This is a genomic window from Caulobacter segnis (assembly GCF_003243465.1).
In the GTDB taxonomy this organism is placed as follows: Bacteria; Pseudomonadota; Alphaproteobacteria; order Caulobacterales; family Caulobacteraceae; genus Caulobacter; species Caulobacter segnis_A.
Genome location: NZ_QFQZ01000092.1, coordinates 1 through 16,900, shown reverse-complemented (window position 1 = coordinate 16,900; position 16,900 = coordinate 1). Strand labels below are relative to the sequence as shown.

Sequence of the window (16,900 nt, the reverse complement as noted above, 5' to 3'; positions counted from 1 at the left end):
GTCATGTTGAAGGCCGAGTCCATATTGACCCGGATGACCTCCGACCACTGCTCGTAGGTCATCTTGTGCAGCATGCCGTCACGGGTGATGCCGGCGTTGTTGACCAGGATGTCGATCGGCCCCAGCTCGGCCTCGACCTTCTTGACGGCCGCCTGGCAGTCCTCGAAGGAGCCGACATTGCCCTTGACCACCATGACGCCCAGGTCCTTGGCGCAGGCTTCGGCGGCCGCCTCGTTGCCGGAATAGCCGGCGGCGACCTTGTGGCCGTCGGCGATCAGTCGCTCGCAGATCGCCCGGCCGATGCCGCGGGTTCCCCCCGTCACAAACGCAACTCTCGTCATTTCTCTCTCCCGGTTATTGTTTTTCGTTCGTCGTCACCACGCGCCTGGCCGGAGCCAGACGCGTCTCCCCGGTGACGTCAGAGGTCAGACCGCCTCGACGCACATGGCCACGCCCATGCCGCCGCCGATGCACAGCGTGGCGAGGCCCTTCTGGGCGCCCGACCGCTTCATCTCGTGCAGCAGGGTGGTCAGCACCCGCGCGCCCGACGCGCCGATCGGGTGACCGATCGCGATGGCGCCGCCGTTGACATTGACCTTGGCCGGGTCGAGGCCCAGCTCGCGGACCACGCACAGCGACTGGGCGGCGAAGGCCTCGTTGCTCTCGACGAGGTCGAGATCGGCCACCGTCCAGCCGGCCTTTTCCAGGGCCTTCTTGCTGGCCGGGATCGGCCCCGTACCCATGATCTCGGGCTCGACGCCGGCGTTGGCCCACGAGGCGATTCGGGCCAGGGGCTTGAGACCCCGCGCCTTGGCCTCGTCGGCGCTCATCAGCACCAGGGCGGCGGCGCCGTCATTGAGGCCCGAGGCGTTGGCGGCGGTGACCGAGCCGTCCTTGGTGAAGGCGGGCTTCAGGCCCGAGATGCTCTCCAGCGTCACGCCGTGACGGATGTATTCGTCCTTGTCGACGACGGTGTCGCCCTTGCGGCCCTTGATGGTGACCGGCGCGATCTCGTCGTCGAACTTGCCGGCCTTCTGGGCGGCCTCGGCCTTGTTCTGGCTGGCGACGGCGAAGGCGTCCTGGTCAGCGCGGGTGATCTGCCAGCGCGAGGCGATGTTCTCGGCCGTCTGGCCCATGTGGTAGCCGTGGAAGGCGTCCCACAGGCCGTCCTTGATCATGGTGTCGACGAAGGCCAAGTCGCCCATCTTCTGGCCGCCGCGCAGGTTCTGGGCGTGCGGCGCCTGGCTCATGCTCTCCTGGCCGCCGGCGACCACGACCTTGGCGTCGCCGGCTGCGATCTGCTGGGCCGCCAGGGCCACGGCGCGCAGGCCCGAGCCGCACAGCTGGTTCAGGCTCCAGGCCGGGCTCTCCACCGGGATGCCCGCCCTGACCGAGGCCTGGCGCGCCGGCCCCTGGCCCGCGCCGGCCTGCAGCACCTGGCCGAGGATCACCTCGTCGACGTCGCCCGGCTGCAAGCCGGCGCGGGACACGGCGGCCTCGATGGCGACCTTGCCCAATTCCGAGGCGGGCAGGCTCGAGAGCGCCCCGTTGAACGAACCGACCGGCGTGCGGGCGGCGGAAACGATGACCACGTCGCTCATGCGATAGCTCCCGTAACGATCTGAGACGGCGCTTTCGCATCTGCGGCGCCGCCGTTTTTGCAGTGCAACACCACCTTGCACATCCCAAACGTCTTCGTCACCTGCACATTTTCACGGCTTGATGACGGCTCCAAGTCATCAGACCACTGGCGCCATGCCTTTGCATTCGCGATAGTGCGATGCGAAAGGCGGGCGGAAACCGCTGTCTAGGGAACGAAATGTCCGAGAACCCTGAAAAAGGCGAAACGGCCGCCGGGACCGAAAAGGCGGCCGGCCAGCGCGTGATCATCAAGAAATACGCCAACCGTCGCCTCTACAACACGGCGTCTTCCTCGTACGTCACGCTGGAACACCTCTCGGAGATGGTGAAGGAGGGCGTCGACTTCGTGGTCTATGACGCCAAGACCAACGACGACATCACCCGCTCGGTCCTGACCCAGATCATCTTCGAGGAAGAGAACCGCGGCGGCGGCCAGAACCTGCTGCCGATCCAGTTCCTCCGCCAGCTGATCGGCTTCTACGGCAACTCGATGCAGGCCTTCCTGCCGTCTTATCTCGAGATGTCGCTGGAGAGCTTCACCAAGCAGCAGGAGCGCCTGCGCGGCCAGCTCTCGAACATGGCCCCGGGCAAGATGCCGGGCATGGGCGTCTACGAGGAACAGATTCGCCAGAACATGGCGCTGTTCGACCGCGCCATGAAGATGTTCTCGCCGTTCGCCTACGCCCGTCCCGAGGACGCCCCGGCCCCGCCGCCCGAGCCCGCGCCCGCGCCGACTCCGGCCGCGCCGCCGACCGACGACTCCCTGGCCGACCTCAAGCGCCAGCTGGCGGCGATGCAGGAGCAGATCGCCAAGCTGGCCACCAAGTCTTAACCACGCTTGGCGAGACCTTCTTAACCGTCCTGTTCCTACCGTCCTTGTCCGATGACTGGCCCGATTGATCCCATTCGACGCCTTGGCTTCTCGCGACGCGCCCATTCGGCGTCGCGCGACGCCGGCCGTCACCCGGATGAGGACGATGTCGGGCCGTCGGCGCCGGACGAGGACGGCCGCCCCGCCTCGCCGCCGCCCCGCGGCGAGGGCTTCGCCGCCTTCGCCGCCCACCTGATGGGCCAGGTCGGCCAGAAGAAGGGACTGCGCGGTGGGCAGGAAGTGCTCAACGCGGCCAGATCGACCTACCTCGGCACCGAATATTCCGGTCCCGCGGACCGACGACCCAAGGCCGGCCTGCTCAAGAAGACCAACATCTAGCGGCTGTTTTCACCGAAGCGGCCGCTAACGGCCGCCCTGGCGTGGAACTTGCTTGACCGCTCGCGCACTCAACGCCGCGAGCCTGTCATGCTGTCTCTCGCCATCCGCATCTTCGATGTCACCGTCGTGGCCCTGATCTTTACGGCGCTGACCTGACGCCGAGAGAGAGATCTAGGCGCTCTCCAACAACATCATCGTGCCCTGGCCGCCGTCGGCGCAGATGCTGACGATGGCGCGTTCGCCCTTGGGCCGCGAGGCCAGTTCCTTGACCGTCTGGCTGAGGATCCGCGCGCCGGTGGCGCCGAACGGATGGCCCAGCGCCAGGCTGCCGCCGTTGGGGTTCATCCGCTCGCGCGGGAAGGCGCCCATCGGCGTGGCCACGCCGGCCTTGTCGCTCAGGAACTTGGCGCTCTCCCAGGCGGCGATGTGCGACAGCACCTGGGCGGCGAAGGCCTCGTGAATCTCCCACAGGCCGATGTCGGCATAGGTCAGGCCGTTGCGCGCCAGCATCCGCGGCACGCCATAGGCCGGGGCCATCAGGAGCCCTTCGTGGCGCAGGTCGATCGAGGTCACCTCGTAGTCGACCAGCCGCACCTTGGGCGTCTCGCCCGGCAAGCGCGCCATGCCCGCCGCCGACCCCACCCAGACCGCCGCCGCGCCATCGGTCAGGGGCGAGGAGTTGCCCGCCGTCAGCGTGCCCTGGCCGCTGGTCCGGTCGAAGGCGGGCCCCAGCTTGGCCAGCTTCTCCAGCGAGGTGTCCTTGCGCGGGATGCTGTCGCGCTTGGCCTCGCCGACGGGGATGACCAGGTCATCGAAAAAGCCGCTCTCCCAGCCCTTCACCGCCCCTTGGTGGCTCGCCAGGGCGATGGCGTCCTGGTCGGCGCGGGAGAGGTTCCATTCCTTGGCGGTGATCTCGGTGTGCTCGCCCATCGACAGGCCAGTAACGCGGTTGACCACCTTCGGAATGAACAGTCGCACGTCCTTGAGGTTCAGCGCGCCGAGCGCCGCCAGCCGCTGCTGGCCGGTCTTGGCGTTCTGGAACTTGCGGATCCAGTCCGAGAGGGCGACCGACAGGCCCAGCTGCACACGGCTCATGCTCTCGACCCCGCCGACCAAGGCGAGATCCCGGCCGCGTCCGTCGACCATGCCGGCCGCCTCGATCGCGCCGATCATGCTGGTCGAGCAGGCCATCACGGTCGAGAAGGCCGGGATGGTCGGGTCGCCGCCGGCGTCCAGCAGCACCTCGCGCGCCAGGTTGCTCCAGGTCAGGTTCGGGATGACCGTGCCCCAGATGGCGAAGTCCGGCTTGGCCCTGGCCAGCATCGCCTTGACCACCGGGACCGACAGGCCGATCGCGTCATGGCCGGCCAGCGCGCCATCGACCTTGGCGAACGGGGTGCGCACCCCGGCCGCGAGCCAAACGCCTGAGGAGGGGGAGGAAGCGACGGCCATGGCGAAAGCTCCGGAGCGAGGACGGTCTCCGCCCTATATGGGATCGCCCCCCGCCGCTTGTCGAATTTCGCCGCGCCGGCGACTTGGGTCTTTGCACGCGCGCCCCGAGCGGCTTAATCGGCGAGCATGAGCACCGAACAAGACCTCGACGGCCTGAGCCTCGACGAGAAGAAGGCCCGCGCCCGGGCGTGGTTCGAAAGCCTGCGCGACCAGATCTGCGCCGCGTTCGAACGCCTGGAGGACGAGGCCCCGGCGGACCTCTATCCCGGCGCGCCTGGCCGCTTCGAGAAGAAGGCCTGGACGCGCGAGGCCGGCGGCGGCGGGGTCATGGGCATGATGCACGGGCGCCTGTTCGAGAAGGTCGGCGTCCACGTCTCGACGGTGCACGGGACCTTCACCCCCGAAATGGCCAAGAACATGCCGGGCGCCGACCAGGACCCGCGATTCTTCGCCACCGGCGTCAGCCTGATCGCGCACATGACCAATCCGCGCGTGCCGGCCGTGCACATGAACACCCGCTTCATCGCCACGACCAAGACTTGGTTCGGCGGCGGCGGCGACCTGACGCCCCTGCTCGGCTACCAGCGCCAGCAGGACTTCCCCGACGCCATCGACTTCCACGCCGCCTACCAGCGGGCCTGCGACAAGTACGATCCGGCCTGGCACGCCAAGTACAAGGCCTGGTGCGACGAGTACTTCTTCCTACCGCACCGCAACGAGCCGCGCGGGATCGGCGGCATCTTCTACGATCACCACGACAGCGGCGACTGGGCGCGCGACTTCGCCTTCACCCAGGACGTCGGCCGCGCCTTCCTGGAGATCTATCCGACCCTGGTGCGTCGCCGGATGGGCGAGGCCTGGACCGCCGACGAGCGCGAGCAGCAGTTGGTCCAGCGCGGCCGCTATGTCGAGTTCAACCTGCTCTACGACCGCGGCACGACCTTCGGCCTCAAGACCGGCGGCAATGTCGAGTCGATCCTCAGCTCCATGCCGCCGGCGGTGAAGTGGCCCTGATCAGGCCTTCGCCTGGGCCAGGAAGCGGTTGATCCACTCGGCCATCCGCGCCCGATCGTTCGCCTGCCCCAGCGTGACGAGCGCGGCGTCGGCCTGCTCGTCGGTGAACCGCGTGCCGCGCCGGGCCTCGATCAGGGCCTTGGCGTAGGCCGGATCGAACTCCGGGTGGAACTGCATCGAGATCGCCTTGGCGTCGTCGTAGGACAGGATGCCGTAGGGTGTGAAGGCGCTGCCGCCCAGTACGCGGGCGCCCTCCGGAAGCGCGACGACCTGATCCTGGTGCGAGGCGGGCACGGCCACGACCGGAGCGCCGTCCATCCACGGCGCGGGATCGGTGACCTCATAGGCATGCAGCCCGACGCCCCAGCCCTTGTCGGACTTGACGACCTTGCCGCCAAACGCCTCGGCCATGATCTGGTGGCCGAAGCACACGCCGACCAGCGGCGTCTCGCCCTTGGCCTGGCGCAGGAAGGCCTTCAACGGCTCGATCCACGGCAGAGGGTCGTAAACGCCCGCCGCCGAGCCGGTGATCACATAGGCGTCGTTCTCGGCCGGGTCCGCCGGCAGCTCGCCGCGCTGGACGTCGTAGGTGCGGTAGACATGGCCTGGCCCCAGCAGCGCCTCGAACATCGCGCCGTAGCCGCCGTAGGTCTTCAGCAGGTCGCCCGGCGGTTCGCCGGTTTCCAGCAGGCCGATCTTCAAGCGCGCCTCCGTCATCTGGTTCAGTACACCATGCCCTGGGCGACGGCCTTCAGGCGTTCGATGACGCTGAACTTGTCGTCGATGAAGTCGTGGTCGATCCACCAGAGCTCGACCTCGCGCATCACCTTGCCGACCATCGGCCCCTTGGGCACGCCGGCCTTCAGGATCTCCTCGCCGGTCAAGGGCAAGGCGGGCGGAGTCCAGGTTTCGGCCAGCGCCAGCAGCGCGCGCCACTGGGGCGTGGTAGAGGCGCGCTCGGCGCTGGCCCAGGCCAGCTTGACCTGGTCGCGGAAGGCGCTCTGGCCCAGGGCGTAGATAGCCCGGCGCGCCTCGCGCGGGCTCATCCACGAGACGATCTTGGGCCCTTCGGCCTTGGCGGCGACAATGCGGTCGCGCTCGGCGTTCGACAGGCGCAGGCGTTCGGCCAGAGCCTTGGCGTCCCCGTCGTCGGGCGTCATGGCGGCCAGGCGCAGGACGGCGTCGGTCTCGAACAGCTGCTCGCTCTCGATGGCCACGAGCGCGTCGAAGCGGGCCAGCGACCGCACGGTCGGCAGGATCGCGCCCAGCACGCCGGTGGCGGCCATCAGGCGGACGGCGGGCCGCGGATCGTCGGCCGCCAGCGTCTTCAGCAGCTCCTTCTGGATCCGCTCGGCCGTGCCGCCCAGCAGCATGTCCTTCAGCGCCGCGCAGGCGGCCAAGGCGTCCGCGTCCGGCTCGCCCCGGCCGTACCAGGCCTGGAAGCGGAAGAAGCGCAGGATCCGCAGATAGTCCTCGCGGATGCGGGTCATCGGATCGCCGACGAAGACCACGCGCCCCTCGCGGGCGTCCTCGACGCCGTGCCCGACCGGATCGTAGACCGTGCCCTCGGCGTCCGCGTAGAGGGCGTTGAAGCGGAAGTCGCGCCGCTGGGCGTCCTCGGCCCAGTCGGTCGTGAAGGCCACCACCGCCCGGCGGCCGTCGGTGGCGACGTCGCGGCGCAGGGTCGTGACCTCGTAGGGACGGCCGCCCGACAGGACGGTGACGGTCCCATGCTCGACACCCGTTGGAACCGCGCGCAGGCCCGCCTGCTCGGCCGCCGCGATCGTTTGGTCCGGCGTGAGAGTGGTGGCGATGTCGACGTCATCGACCGGCTTGGCCATCAGGGCGTTGCGGACGCACCCACCGACGAAGCGGGCGCAGCCGGCGCCGCCTTCGGCCTCCAGCGCCGCGATCACCGCCCGCGTCTGGGGCAGCGCCATCCAGGGGGGCACGCCGATCGATACGCCGCTCAAGCCTTGTTCTCCCCTCAGCCCGTCAACGCCTCGGAGGCGTCGTCATAGAGCCGTTCATACAGCGAGCGCAGCATGCCCGCCGTCGCGCCCCAGATGAAGCGGTCGTTCCACGGCATGGCGTAGAAGTGGCGCTTGACCCCGCCGGGCGCCTCGCGGTGCTGCCGTTGGTGATTGGCCGGGTCCATCAGGAACTCGAACGGCGTCTCGAACACGTCCGCCACCTCTTCGGGGCTCGGCGTGAAGGTCGCGCGCGGGTCGATGAAGCCGACCACCGGCGTCACGTGGAAGCCCGTCACCGTCTGGTAGCCGTGCAGCAGGCCCGCCAGGGTCACGCAAGCGGGATCCAGGCCCACCTCTTCGTTTGCCTCGCGCAGGGCGGTGGCCCAGGGGGTCTCGCCGGGATCGCAGCGGCCGCCGGGGAAGGCGATCTGGCCGGTGTGGCTGCGCAGGGTGTCGGAGCGTCGGGTCAGCAGGACCGTCAGCCCCTCGTCGTGCTCGATCAGCCCAACCAGCACGGCGGCGGGGCGCAGGGCGTGGGGATTGTCGAACTTCAGGCCGGGATTGAGGTCGAAGTCCGAGCGCAGCGGATTGGCCAGGCTCGGATCATACTGATCGATCGGGTCGAGGCGGCTGGCGATCCAGGCGCGGCGTTCGTCTCGCGTCATGCCGGCGCGGACCCTGGCGGCGCGACCGGGAAGAAGGCGCCGTTGGAGTTGACGCCCCAGACGCCGTCCTTCGGCGTCGCCAGCTCGACCAGTTCGTAGAAGACCGGGCGGGCGATCAGGGCTTCCAGGCCACGGCGGACATGGACATAGGGCCGAGGCTCCCCGGTGGCCGGGTCGATCTCGACGCGGATGACGTTGTCGGGGCCCGCGACGACCGTGTCGCCGACATTGGTCTGGAAGACCAAGGCCTCGCCCTCCTGGTCGACGCGCGTGGCGATGAACGGCGCGTCCTCGACCGTGATCTTCATCTTCTCGACGGGCGTGACCAGGTGATAGCCGTCCGGATCGAGGCGCAGCACGGTCGAGAACAGCCGCACCAGCGCCTCGCGGCCGATGGGCGTGCCCTCGTGGAACCAGGTCCCGTCCTTGGCGATGCGGATGTCGATCTCGCCGCAATGAGGCGGATTCCACAGCCATACCGGCGGCAGGCCGCGTTCGCCGGAGGCCCCCGCGTCCTTGGCGGCCTGGGCGACGCTCTCCAGACCCGTTTTGGCCAGACCAGGTTCGGCGGGTGCGTCGGTCATACCGATCAGTTAGGCTGTCCCGCCGTCCGGCTCAAGCGATCATGACGTCGCGCGGGCTCCCGGCGCGATGGCGACCAGCCCCGAGAGCCCTTCGTCGCCGCCTTGCCGCAGGGGCAACAGCAGCACGCGGCGCTGGTCCACCGGCCCTGGCATGACCACGCCGGCCGTGTGGGCGTTGGTGAAGCCGATCCGGCCGAAATAGGGGCCGTCGCCGACCAGCAGCACGGCGCGCCAACCCGCCGCGCGGGCGGCCTCGCAGGCGCTCTCGACCAGGGCCTGGCCCAGGCCAGCGCTGCGCTCGTCGGGATCGACGGCCAGCGGACCGAGGAAGGCGACAGGCTCGCCGCCGATCGTCACCGGCCACATGCGGCAGCAGCCGACCGGCCGCCCGTCGCGGAGGGCGACGAACGAGCAGTCGGCCAGCAGGGTGTTGCCCTCGCGCAGGCGCTCGGACGACTTGGCGAAGCGGCCGGGGCCGAACACCCGGTCGATCAGGGCGGTGACGGACGCCTCCATCGCCGGGGTCTCCAGGACCAGGGGCGGATAGGCGGGCGGAACAGGAAGGGTTTGCGGAACGGAGGTCATCGGCCTTCGGGGAATGCGGAAGAACGTCGGGCGGCTCCCGACGCGAAGGCGCGAGGGGAGAGGTTCAGATCGTGGCGCGTTCGCGCAGCATTCGTCGCAGGCGTCGCATGCCCTGAGACCTCCATTTGGTGCGCGCGCTGTAGGGCCAAGACTTTTCCAGGTCAATAACGTTGCGGCGCGGGAGCTTCGCCCTATGGTGCGGGCCGATGTCCGACCCCGCTTCAGCCGACACTGGCCCCGCCCCCGACACCTCTACCCGCGCCCTGTTGCGGGAGCGTGACTTCCTCCTGTTCTGGGTGGCCCGGTTCAGCTCGACCCTGGGGGTGCAAGTCCAGTCGGTGGCGCTAGGCTGGCAGGTCTATGCGATCGCCCGCATGACCAAGTCGGTCGGCGAGTCGGCCTTCCTGGTCAGCATGATCGGCCTGGCGCAGTTCCTGCCGCTGTTCCTGCTGACCCTGGTGGCCGGCGAGACGGCGGACCGGCGGACGCGCAAGCTGATCGTGGCCCTGACCCTGGCGCTCGACGCCGTCAGCGCCGCCGTCCTGATGATCCTGGCCCTGACGGGCTCGCACCAGCTGTGGCCGATCTTCGCCATCTCGGTGATGTTCGGCGCCAGCCGCGCCTTCCTCTCGCCGGCCAGCAGCGCCATGGGCCCGATGCTGGTGCCGCGGCCCCTGCTGCCGCGCGCCATCGCCTGGAACTCCCTGTCCTGGCAGTCGGGATCGATCGTCGGCCCGGCGCTGGGCGGCCTGCTGCTGATCCATTCACCGGCCCTGGCCTTCGGGGTCTCGTTCGGCCTCTATCTCTTCGCGGCCCTGCTGGCCCTCTTGATCCGCAAGCCCACCAAGCCCGAACAGCAGCCCGGCTCGCGCATGGAGCTGATCAAGGAGGGCCTCGCCTACGTCTGGAACAACAAGATCGTCTTCGGCTCGATCTCGCTGGACCTGTTCGCGGTGATCCTGGGCGGCGCGACCGCCCTGCTGCCGGTGTTCGCCAAGGACGTGCTCCACATCGGTCCCGGCGGCTTTGGCCTGCTGCGCGCCTCGCCGGCGATCGGGGCCACCCTGGTCGGCCTCTACCTCGCCGCCAACCCGATCCGCCGCAACGCCGGCCTGATCATGTTCTCGGGCGTGGCCGTCTTCGGCCTGGCGACCGTGGTCTTCGGCCTCTCCCGGCTGGAGTGGCTGTCGGTGGGCGCGCTGGCCGTGCTGGGCGGCGCGGACATGCTGTCCGTTTATGTCCGCCAGACCCTGGTGCAGATCGTGACGCCCGACGCCATGCGCGGCCGCGTCGCCGCCGTCTCGGGCGTGTTCATCAGCGCCTCCAACGAACTGGGCGAGGTCGAGAGCGGCGCGGCGGCCTGGCTGCTGGGTCCCGTCGGCGCGGCGGTGTTCGGCGGGATCGGGGCCATGGCGGTCACGGGGATTTGGGCCTTCCTGTTCCCCGAGCTGCGCAAGGCCGATCGGCTGGAGTAGGCGTCAGGCCTCGGCCAGCTTCCTCAGCGCCTCGCCGGTCATCCGGCGGATGATCCACTCGTCCATCGAGGCCGCGCCGAGGCTGTCATAGAAGGCGATCGACGGCGCGTTCCAGTCGAGGACCGACCACTCCAGGCGGCCGAGGCCTTCCTCGACGCAGCGCTTGGCAAGGTTGGCCAGCAGCGCCTTGCCGGCCCCGGCCCCGCGCGCCGCGGGCCGCACGAACAGGTCCTCCAGATAGATCCCGTGGCGGCCGACGAAGGTCGAGTAGTTGTAGAACCACAGGGCGAAGCCGACCGGCTCGCCGTCCAGCTCGGCGATGTCGGCGAAGGCGCGCGGCTGGGCGCCGAACAGCGCCGCCTCGGTGTCGGCTTGCGTCGCCTCGACCGTCTCGAGCAGCTTTTCATACTCGGCGAGATCAAGGATGAATTGATGGATCAGGGCCGCGTCGGCGGGCGTGGCGGGCCTGATGGAAACGCTGGCGGTGACGGACATGGCGGTCTCTGCGGACTATCGGGACTTCGTTCTGGAGCAATTGGCGCCGCTGGGCCAGGTCACCGCCCGCCGGATGTTCGGCGGGGTGGGGATCTACGCCAACGGGGTGTTTTTCGCCCTGATCGACGACGACGTCCTCTACCTGAAGACCGACGAGTCGCTGAGGCCCGAATTCGAAGCCGCCGGCTGTCACGCCTTCGCCCCGTTCGGCGCCGACAAGCCGATGAGCTACTGGACCGCGCCCACCGACGCCCTGGACGACCAGGACATCCTGCTGGACTGGGCCCGTAAGTCGCTGGCGGCCGCGGCCCGCAAGCAGGACGCCAAGCCCCGGCGGCGGAGCCCACGCTGAAGCGGAGACTCGGTCGCAGCCCCTGGCGGCGCGGGGCTGAAGCGCCCTAAAACCCATCACCCAACCCCGCCCTCTCCCGACGGGAGACGGTTTTCAAGCCTCGGAGCCCATGGAGCTCAGCCAGCTGGACGTGATCACGCGGGTCGCAGGGGCGACGCTGCTGCTGGCGCTGGCGGCGCTGCTGGCGCGGGATCCGCGCACGCGGCGCCTCGCGGCCTATTTCGCGCCGATGGCCCTTTGCCTGGCCGGATTCCTGGCCGGCAACACGCCCGAGCCCGCCTTGCGCCTGGGCGGCCCGCTGGGCCACGCCGCCGTGCTGGCCGCCGGCTACGCGGCCGTCTTCCTGTGGTGGTTCTGCCTGGCGAGCTTTGATCCGACGTTCCGGCCGCGCGGCGGGGTGCTGGCGGTAGGCCTGGCTTGGCTGATCATCGCCAGCGCCGATCGCGGGCTGCTGGGGCCGGCGCTGGAGGGCAAGGGCCTGTCCTGGGCGCTGATCGGCCTGGGCCTCTGCATGATCGGCTACCTCTTCTGGCGCCTGGTGCGCGACCGGGCCGGCGACCTCGTGGACGAGCGGCGGCGGGCGCGGATCCTAGTCGTCGTGCTGCTGGCCGGTCAGCTGGGCGCCGACTTCCTCGTGGACCTGGCCATGGGCCTCGACTGGGGGCCGCAAGGCTTCACCATCGTCCAGAACACGGCCCTGCTGGCCTTCGCCGCCTGGCTGGCCCTGCGCCTGCTGCCCGTCCCCGCCCCCGCTGTCATCGCCGCGCCCGCGCCCCTGCCCGTACGGGGCGAGGAAGTCCGCCTGACCGAGCGCCTGCGGGTGCTGGTCGAGGTCGAGAAGGTCCATCTCGAGCCCGACCTGACCTTCGCCGACTTCGTCCGGCGGATGGGCGCGCCCGAGCGAACCGTGCGCCAGCTGATCAATCACCGCCTGGGCCACGACCACTTCCGCGCCTTCCTGAACGCCTGTCGCGTGGCCGAGGCGCGGCGGCTGCTGGCCGATCCGGCGCGGGCCGGCGACAAGCTGATCGCCATCGCACTGGACAGCGGCTTTGCCTCCCTGGCCTCGTTCAACCGCGCCTTCCAGGCGGTGGAGGGCCGGCCGCCCAGCGCGTTTCGCAGCCTGCCGACTCCTGAGGAACGCCCCGCCGCCTTCTGAGAAGCGCGCGCCGGCGCCTTCGCCCTATGGCCAAGCCTCGTTCTTCCGGTTTCGAGGTGTGTTCATGGACGGCGTCTTCACCATCGGCGCGATCGTCGCGCTGCTCCTGGCGGCGGGCGGGGCGATCGCCCTGCTGGGCAAGGGCAAGGGGGTCTCGCTCCGCTGGCTATTGATGGCGGCGGGCCTGGTGCTGCTGAACGATGCTTTGCTGACGCGGGCCTATCGCCTGCTCCCCGACCTGATCGGCGGCGACTGGAACTGGCAGGGCAAGATCCTGGCCCTCGCCGCCACCCTGGCCATCGCCGCCCTGCCCGCCTTCGGCTGGCGCGCCAGCGGCCTGACCCTGCGCCAGGCCGACCTGAAAGCGCCGCTGATCGTGGCCGGCCTCTACGCCCTGCTGTTCGTCGGCCTGGCCCTGGCCTTCAAGAGCGACCCAGCCACGCCCGAGACGATGGCCTTCCAGCTGACCATGCCGGGGCTGGAGGAAGAGGCCTTCTATCGCGGCCTTTTGCTGCTGGTCCTGGACCGCGCCTTCACCGGGCGCGCGCGGCTGTTGGGCGTCGATTGGAGCTGGGGCGCGGTGCTGTCCTGCGTGCTGTTCGGCCTGGCCCACGCGTTCGGCATCGCGAAGGGCGAGGTCTCGTTCGAGCCGCTGTATTTCGCCCTCACCGCCGGTCCGTCGCTGATCGCCGTGTGGATCCGCCTGCGCACCGGGAGCATTTTATTGCCCGTGCTGATGCACAACTTCGGCAATGCGGCATCATTGTTCCTCTAAACCCGCTTTACGCGGCGGCGCTTCCCCGCTAGAAGCGCCGCCGATGCAAGTCCGCGCGACCAAAATTACCACCCCGAAAACGACCCGCCGCGGCGGGGCGTCTGCGGGTGCGTGCGCGAACTAGCGAGCATCCGAAGTCAGCCCCGCCGATGCGCGGGGCGGCTCTCAACTCCAGAGACCTCAAAGCTCCCCGCGCTCCGCACCTTTTTAGGAGACGCAAGACCGTGAGCTTCAAGTTTTCCCGTTCTAATCCGCCCCACGTCGGCGTCGTCGGCGCCACGGGCCTCGTCGGCGGCATGATGCGCGAGCTGCTGGCCGAGCGGGACTTCCCGCTGGCCTCCTTGCGCCTGTTCGCCTCGGCGCGCTCGGCCGGGACCAAGGTCGACTTCAAGGGCCAGGAGATCGTGGTCGAGGACGCTTCGACCGCCGACTTCGCCGGCCTGGACATCGTGTTCTTCTCGGCCGGCGGCTCGACCTCGCGCGAACTGGCGCCGAAGGCCGCGGCGGCCGGCGCCGTGGTGATCGACAACAGCTCGGCCTGGCGCTCGGATCCGGACGTGCCGCTGGTGGTGGCCGAGGTGAACCCGCACGCGCTGAACGACATCCCCAAGGGCATCGTCGCCAACCCCAACTGCACCACCATGGCCGCCATGCCGGTGCTCAAGCCCCTGCATGACAAGGCGGGCCTGAAGCGCCTGACCGTCAGCACCTACCAGGCGGCCTCGGGCGGCGGCATGGAGGGCATCGAGGTCCTGGCCGAGCAGCTGCGGGCCGGCGCGGCCGGGGACCTGGACGGCCTGGCCCGCTCGCCCGACGCCGCGCCCCTGCCCGAGCCCCGCAAGTGGGCCGTGCCGCTGGCCTACAACGTCGTGCCGCTGAACTACGTGCTGGGCGAGGACGGCTACACCGAGGAAGAGCTGAAGCTGCGCGACGAGAGCCGCAAGATCCTCGAGATCCCCGGCCTGCCGGTCTCGGGCACCTGCGTGCGCGTGCCGGTGTTCACCGGTCACTCGCTGTCGATCAACGCCGAGTTCGAGCGGCCGGTCTCGGTCGCCGAGGCCCTCGACCTGCTGGGCCAGGCGCCGGGCGTCGTCGTGGACGCCGTGCCGAACCCGCTGGCCGCCACCGGCCAGGACCCGGTCTTCGTCGGCCGGGTGCGTCCCGACCCGACGGTCGAGAACGGCCTGGCCCTCTTCGTGGTCGGCGACAACCTGCGCAAGGGCGCGGCCCTGAACGCGGTGCAGATCGCCGAGGTCATGCTGGGCTAACGCCCCTCGCAACCTCCGTGTCATCCCGACCACCGCCAAGCGCGCGTTCGGTCGGGGTGACACGGGTTAAGATTATCCCGACACCACATCTTGTGGAGCCGTTGTGGGCGAACGCCGGAGTCCGGGGACGGAGCTTAAGGGCCGCCTTGCGACGCTCCGTCGCGGGTGAAAAAAGTTCGACCGCGCAACCCCTTGATCCTGCCTCACAAGTTCCAGCCGTTCACAGCTTGTTAACGAAAAACTCGCCCCAACACCGTTGACGAGTCATTCACCACTGTGGCCCCATATCTGGGCTGAGGGGGCTCCTCAGCCACAAGATATAGCGGCTGGGCGGGGCAAGACCCTTCTCCGGAACACGCTGATTGAGCAATGGAATTTGGTCATGAACGGCAGTGAAGCGGCGAAGACGACCGTCCGAAAAGAGGCTCAAGTGGCGGCGATCAAGCCCGCCAAGCGCCCGCAGCTGGCCCTGGTGCGCAAGGTCGAGGTCGATCGCTCGCGCGACGCCCTGCTGACCGACTTCGGCAAGACCACGCTGGAAGACCGCTACCTGCTGCCCGGCGAGAGCTACCAGGACATGTTCGCGCGCGTCGCGACGGCCTTCGCCGACGACGCCGACCACGCCCAGCGCGTCTACGACTATATGAGCCGCCTGTGGTTCATGCCGGCCACCCCCGTGCTCAGCAACGGCGGCGCCGATCGCGGCCTGCCGATCAGCTGCTTCCTGAACGCCGTCAACGACAGCCTCGACGGCATCCTGGGCGTCTGGAACGAGAACGTCTGGCTGGCGGCCAACGGCGGCGGCATCGGCACCTATTGGGGCGGCGTCCGCTCGATCGGCGAGAAGGTCAAGGGCCAGGGCCAGACCTCGGGCATCATCCCGTTCATCCGCGTGATGGACTCGCTGACCCTCGCCATCTCGCAAGGCAGCTTGCGTCGCGGTTCGGCCGCCGTCTATCTCGACATCCACCACCCGGAAATCGAGGAGTTCCTCGAGATCCGCAAGCCGTCGGGCGACTTCAACCGCAAGTCCCTGAACCTGCACCACGGCATCAACATCACCGACGAATTCATGTTCGCGGTGCGTGACGGCAAGAAGTTCGGCCTGCGCTCGCCCAAGACGGGCGAGGTCCTGCGCGAGGTCGACGCCCGCGCCCTGTGGCAGAAGGTTCTTGAGCTGCGCCTGCAGACCGGCGAGCCCTACCTGATCTTCTCCGACAGCGTGAACCGCGCCATGCCGGCGTTCCAGCGCGAGCTGGGCCTGAAGGTGCGCCAGTCGAACCTGTGCAGCGAGATCATGCTGCACACCGGCACCGACCACCTGGGCCAGGAGCGCACCGCCGTCTGCTGCCTGTCGTCGGTCAACGCCGAGACGTTCCTGGAGTGGCGCGACCACCCGACCTTCATCGAGGACGTGATGCGCTTCCTCGACAACGTCCTGCAGGACTTCATCGACCGCGCGCCCGACGCGGCCTCGACGGCCGCGTATGCGGCGATGCGCGAGCGGTCGGTGGGCCTGGGCCTGATGGGCTTCCACTCGTTCCTGCAGAGCCAGAACGTCCCGTTCGAGAGCGCCCTGGCCAAGAGCTGGAACATGCGGATGTTCAAGCACCTGCGCCGCGAGGCCGACAAGGCCAGCCTGGCGCTGGGCGAGGAGAAGGGCCCCTGCCCCGACGCCGCCGACCGCGGCGCGAAGGAGCGCTTCTCGCACAAGCTGGCCATCGCCCCGACCGCCTCGATCTCGATCATCTGCGGCGGCACCTCGGCGGGCATCGAGCCGATCCCGGCCAACATCTACACCCACAAGACCCTGTCGGGCTCGTTCGCGGTGAAGAACCCCTATCTGGAGAAGCTGCTCGAGGAGAAGGGCCAGAACACCGACACGGTTTGGGGCTCGATCCTGGAGCACGAGGGCTCGGTCCAGCACCTGGACTTCCTGAACCAGGACGAGAAGGACGTCTACAAGACCGCCTTCGAGCTGGACCAGCGCTGGGTGATCGAACTGGCCGCCGACCGCACGCCGGAAATCTGCCAGAGCCAGTCGGTCAACGTCTTCCTGCCCGGCGACGTCGACAAGTGGGACCTGCACATGCTGCACTGGAGCGCCTGGGAGCGGGGCGTGAAGTCGCTGTACTACCTGCGCTCCAAGTCGGTGCAACGCGCGGCCTACGCCGGCGCCGAGGGCAAGGCCGAGAAGATCGCCGAGGGCTTCGACGTCCCCGAGAAGACCGACTACGACGAGTGCCTGGCCT

At 69.2% G+C, this 16,900-nt stretch carries 20 protein-coding genes; 10 read left to right on the top strand and 10 right to left on the bottom strand.

Going from position 1 to position 16,900, the window contains the following annotated elements; all coding sequences use genetic code 11:
• Positions 1-341: SDR family NAD(P)-dependent oxidoreductase (locus DI526_RS20490; protein WP_304281947.1), on the bottom strand; the 341-nt coding region annotated here is incomplete at its 3' end.
• 84 nt (positions 342-425) lie between these two features.
• Positions 426-1,601 carry an acetyl-CoA C-acetyltransferase gene (locus tag DI526_RS20485; RefSeq protein WP_304281944.1) on the bottom strand — a complete coding sequence of 392 codons (1,176 nt, stop codon included), beginning with the start codon at positions 1,599-1,601 and terminating at the stop codon, positions 426-428.
• Positions 1,602-1,819: 218 nt separating this feature from the next.
• On the opposite strand from DI526_RS20485, the gene phaR reads away from it, so the two are divergent.
• The 3 genes from phaR to DI526_RS20470 all read left to right on the top strand — a co-directional run bounded on the left by phaR (position 1,820) and on the right by DI526_RS20470 (position 3,007).
• On the top strand, positions 1,820-2,473 hold the full coding sequence (phaR, locus tag DI526_RS20480) for a polyhydroxyalkanoate synthesis repressor PhaR (RefSeq protein ID WP_304281941.1): 654 nt from the start codon (positions 1,820-1,822) through the stop codon (positions 2,471-2,473).
• A 51-nt stretch (positions 2,474-2,524) separates the two neighbouring features.
• Positions 2,525-2,851: a hypothetical protein gene (locus DI526_RS20475; RefSeq protein ID WP_304281938.1), complete on the top strand. Its 327-nt coding sequence runs from the start codon at positions 2,525-2,527 to the stop codon at positions 2,849-2,851.
• 90 nt (positions 2,852-2,941) lie between these two features.
• Positions 2,942-3,007, top strand: coding sequence for a hypothetical protein (locus DI526_RS20470; protein ID WP_184724251.1), 66 nt, complete (start codon positions 2,942-2,944; stop codon positions 3,005-3,007).
• A gap of 15 nt (positions 3,008-3,022) precedes the next feature.
• On the opposite strand, the gene DI526_RS20465 is transcribed toward DI526_RS20470, so the two are convergent.
• A complete protein-coding gene (locus DI526_RS20465) occupies positions 3,023-4,303 on the bottom strand; it encodes an acetyl-CoA C-acyltransferase (RefSeq protein WP_304281935.1) in 1,281 nt (426 codons plus the stop codon).
• 126 nt (positions 4,304-4,429) lie between these two features.
• Between DI526_RS20465 and hemF the strand changes: the two genes are divergently transcribed.
• Positions 4,430-5,317 (top strand): oxygen-dependent coproporphyrinogen oxidase, encoded by an 888-nt coding sequence (hemF, locus tag DI526_RS20460; protein ID WP_304281933.1) that lies wholly within the window; start codon positions 4,430-4,432, stop codon positions 5,315-5,317.
• Here hemF and DI526_RS20455 read toward each other — a convergent pair whose 3' ends face one another.
• The 6 genes from DI526_RS20455 to DI526_RS20430 form a co-directional block, all read right to left on the bottom strand.
• Positions 5,318-6,019, bottom strand: coding sequence for a type 1 glutamine amidotransferase (locus tag DI526_RS20455; RefSeq protein WP_304281928.1), 702 nt, complete (start codon positions 6,017-6,019; stop codon positions 5,318-5,320).
• Between the two features lie 20 nt (positions 6,020-6,039).
• On the bottom strand, positions 6,040-7,257 hold the full coding sequence (locus DI526_RS20450) for a CCA tRNA nucleotidyltransferase (RefSeq protein ID WP_304281956.1): 1,218 nt from the start codon (positions 7,255-7,257) through the stop codon (positions 6,040-6,042).
• Between the two features lie 47 nt (positions 7,258-7,304).
• Entirely contained in the window at positions 7,305-7,955 is a 651-nt protein-coding gene (locus DI526_RS20445; protein ID WP_304281925.1) for a CoA pyrophosphatase, read from the bottom strand.
• Complete coding sequence (locus tag DI526_RS20440; RefSeq protein ID WP_304281922.1) at positions 7,952-8,539, bottom strand: DUF1285 domain-containing protein; 588 nt, start codon at positions 8,537-8,539, stop codon at positions 7,952-7,954. The genes DI526_RS20445 and DI526_RS20440 overlap by 4 nt, the downstream gene beginning before the upstream one ends.
• A 39-nt stretch (positions 8,540-8,578) precedes the next feature.
• Positions 8,579-9,124 (bottom strand): GNAT family N-acetyltransferase, encoded by a 546-nt coding sequence (locus tag DI526_RS20435; protein ID WP_304281919.1) that lies wholly within the window; start codon positions 9,122-9,124, stop codon positions 8,579-8,581.
• A 64-nt stretch (positions 9,125-9,188) separates the two neighbouring features.
• Complete coding sequence (locus tag DI526_RS20430) at positions 9,189-9,233, bottom strand: hypothetical protein (protein WP_304281953.1); 45 nt, start codon at positions 9,231-9,233, stop codon at positions 9,189-9,191.
• Between the two features lie 97 nt (positions 9,234-9,330).
• On the opposite strand from DI526_RS20430, the gene DI526_RS20425 reads away from it, so the two are divergent.
• Positions 9,331-10,599, top strand: a complete 1,269-nt coding sequence (locus tag DI526_RS20425) for an MFS transporter (protein WP_304281917.1) — start codon at positions 9,331-9,333, stop codon at positions 10,597-10,599.
• A 3-nt stretch (positions 10,600-10,602) separates the two neighbouring features.
• Here DI526_RS20425 and DI526_RS20420 read toward each other — a convergent pair whose 3' ends face one another.
• Positions 10,603-11,094 carry a GNAT family N-acetyltransferase gene (locus tag DI526_RS20420; RefSeq protein ID WP_304281914.1) on the bottom strand — a complete coding sequence of 164 codons (492 nt, stop codon included), beginning with the start codon at positions 11,092-11,094 and terminating at the stop codon, positions 10,603-10,605.
• Between DI526_RS20420 and DI526_RS20415 the strand changes: the two genes are divergently transcribed.
• From DI526_RS20415 to DI526_RS20395, 5 genes are all read left to right on the top strand, one after another.
• Positions 11,084-11,446, top strand: coding sequence for a TfoX/Sxy family protein (locus DI526_RS20415; protein ID WP_304281950.1), 363 nt, complete (start codon positions 11,084-11,086; stop codon positions 11,444-11,446). The two genes, DI526_RS20420 and DI526_RS20415, sit on opposite strands and share 11 nt — an antisense overlap.
• A gap of 109 nt (positions 11,447-11,555) precedes the next feature.
• Entirely contained in the window at positions 11,556-12,605 is a 1,050-nt protein-coding gene (locus DI526_RS20410) for a helix-turn-helix domain-containing protein (protein WP_304281911.1), read from the top strand.
• Positions 12,606-12,669: 64 nt separating this feature from the next.
• Positions 12,670-13,380 carry a CPBP family intramembrane glutamic endopeptidase gene (locus DI526_RS20405; protein WP_304281908.1) on the top strand — a complete coding sequence of 237 codons (711 nt, stop codon included), beginning with the start codon at positions 12,670-12,672 and terminating at the stop codon, positions 13,378-13,380.
• Between the two features lie 224 nt (positions 13,381-13,604).
• A complete protein-coding gene (locus tag DI526_RS20400; RefSeq protein ID WP_304281905.1) occupies positions 13,605-14,648 on the top strand; it encodes an aspartate-semialdehyde dehydrogenase in 1,044 nt (347 codons plus the stop codon).
• Positions 14,649-15,024: 376 nt separating this feature from the next.
• A partial coding sequence (locus DI526_RS20395) for a ribonucleoside-diphosphate reductase subunit alpha (RefSeq protein WP_304281902.1) occupies positions 15,025-16,900 on the top strand: 1,876 nt, incomplete at its 3' end.

Coding starts and splice junctions, on each gene's coding strand:
- DI526_RS20485 (WP_304281944.1), bottom strand. CDS start 1,601: ATGAGCGACGTGGTCATCGTTTCCGCCGCCCGCACGCCGGTCGGTTCG.
- phaR (WP_304281941.1), top strand. CDS start 1,820: ATGTCCGAGAACCCTGAAAAAGGCGAAACGGCCGCCGGGACCGAAAAG.
- DI526_RS20475 (WP_304281938.1), top strand. CDS start 2,525: ATGACTGGCCCGATTGATCCCATTCGACGCCTTGGCTTCTCGCGACGC.
- DI526_RS20465 (WP_304281935.1), bottom strand. CDS start 4,303: ATGGCCGTCGCTTCCTCCCCCTCCTCAGGCGTTTGGCTCGCGGCCGGG.
- hemF (WP_304281933.1), top strand. CDS start 4,430: ATGAGCACCGAACAAGACCTCGACGGCCTGAGCCTCGACGAGAAGAAG.
- DI526_RS20450 (WP_304281956.1), bottom strand. CDS start 7,257: ATGGCGCTGCCCCAGACGCGGGCGGTGATCGCGGCGCTGGAGGCCGAA.
- DI526_RS20445 (WP_304281925.1), bottom strand. CDS start 7,955: ATGACGCGAGACGAACGCCGCGCCTGGATCGCCAGCCGCCTCGACCCG.
- DI526_RS20440 (WP_304281922.1), bottom strand. CDS start 8,539: ATGACCGACGCACCCGCCGAACCTGGTCTGGCCAAAACGGGTCTGGAG.
- DI526_RS20435 (WP_304281919.1), bottom strand. CDS start 9,124: ATGACCTCCGTTCCGCAAACCCTTCCTGTTCCGCCCGCCTATCCGCCC.
- DI526_RS20425 (WP_304281917.1), top strand. CDS start 9,331: ATGTCCGACCCCGCTTCAGCCGACACTGGCCCCGCCCCCGACACCTCT.
- DI526_RS20420 (WP_304281914.1), bottom strand. CDS start 11,094: ATGTCCGTCACCGCCAGCGTTTCCATCAGGCCCGCCACGCCCGCCGAC.
- DI526_RS20410 (WP_304281911.1), top strand. CDS start 11,556: ATGGAGCTCAGCCAGCTGGACGTGATCACGCGGGTCGCAGGGGCGACG.
- DI526_RS20405 (WP_304281908.1), top strand. CDS start 12,670: ATGGACGGCGTCTTCACCATCGGCGCGATCGTCGCGCTGCTCCTGGCG.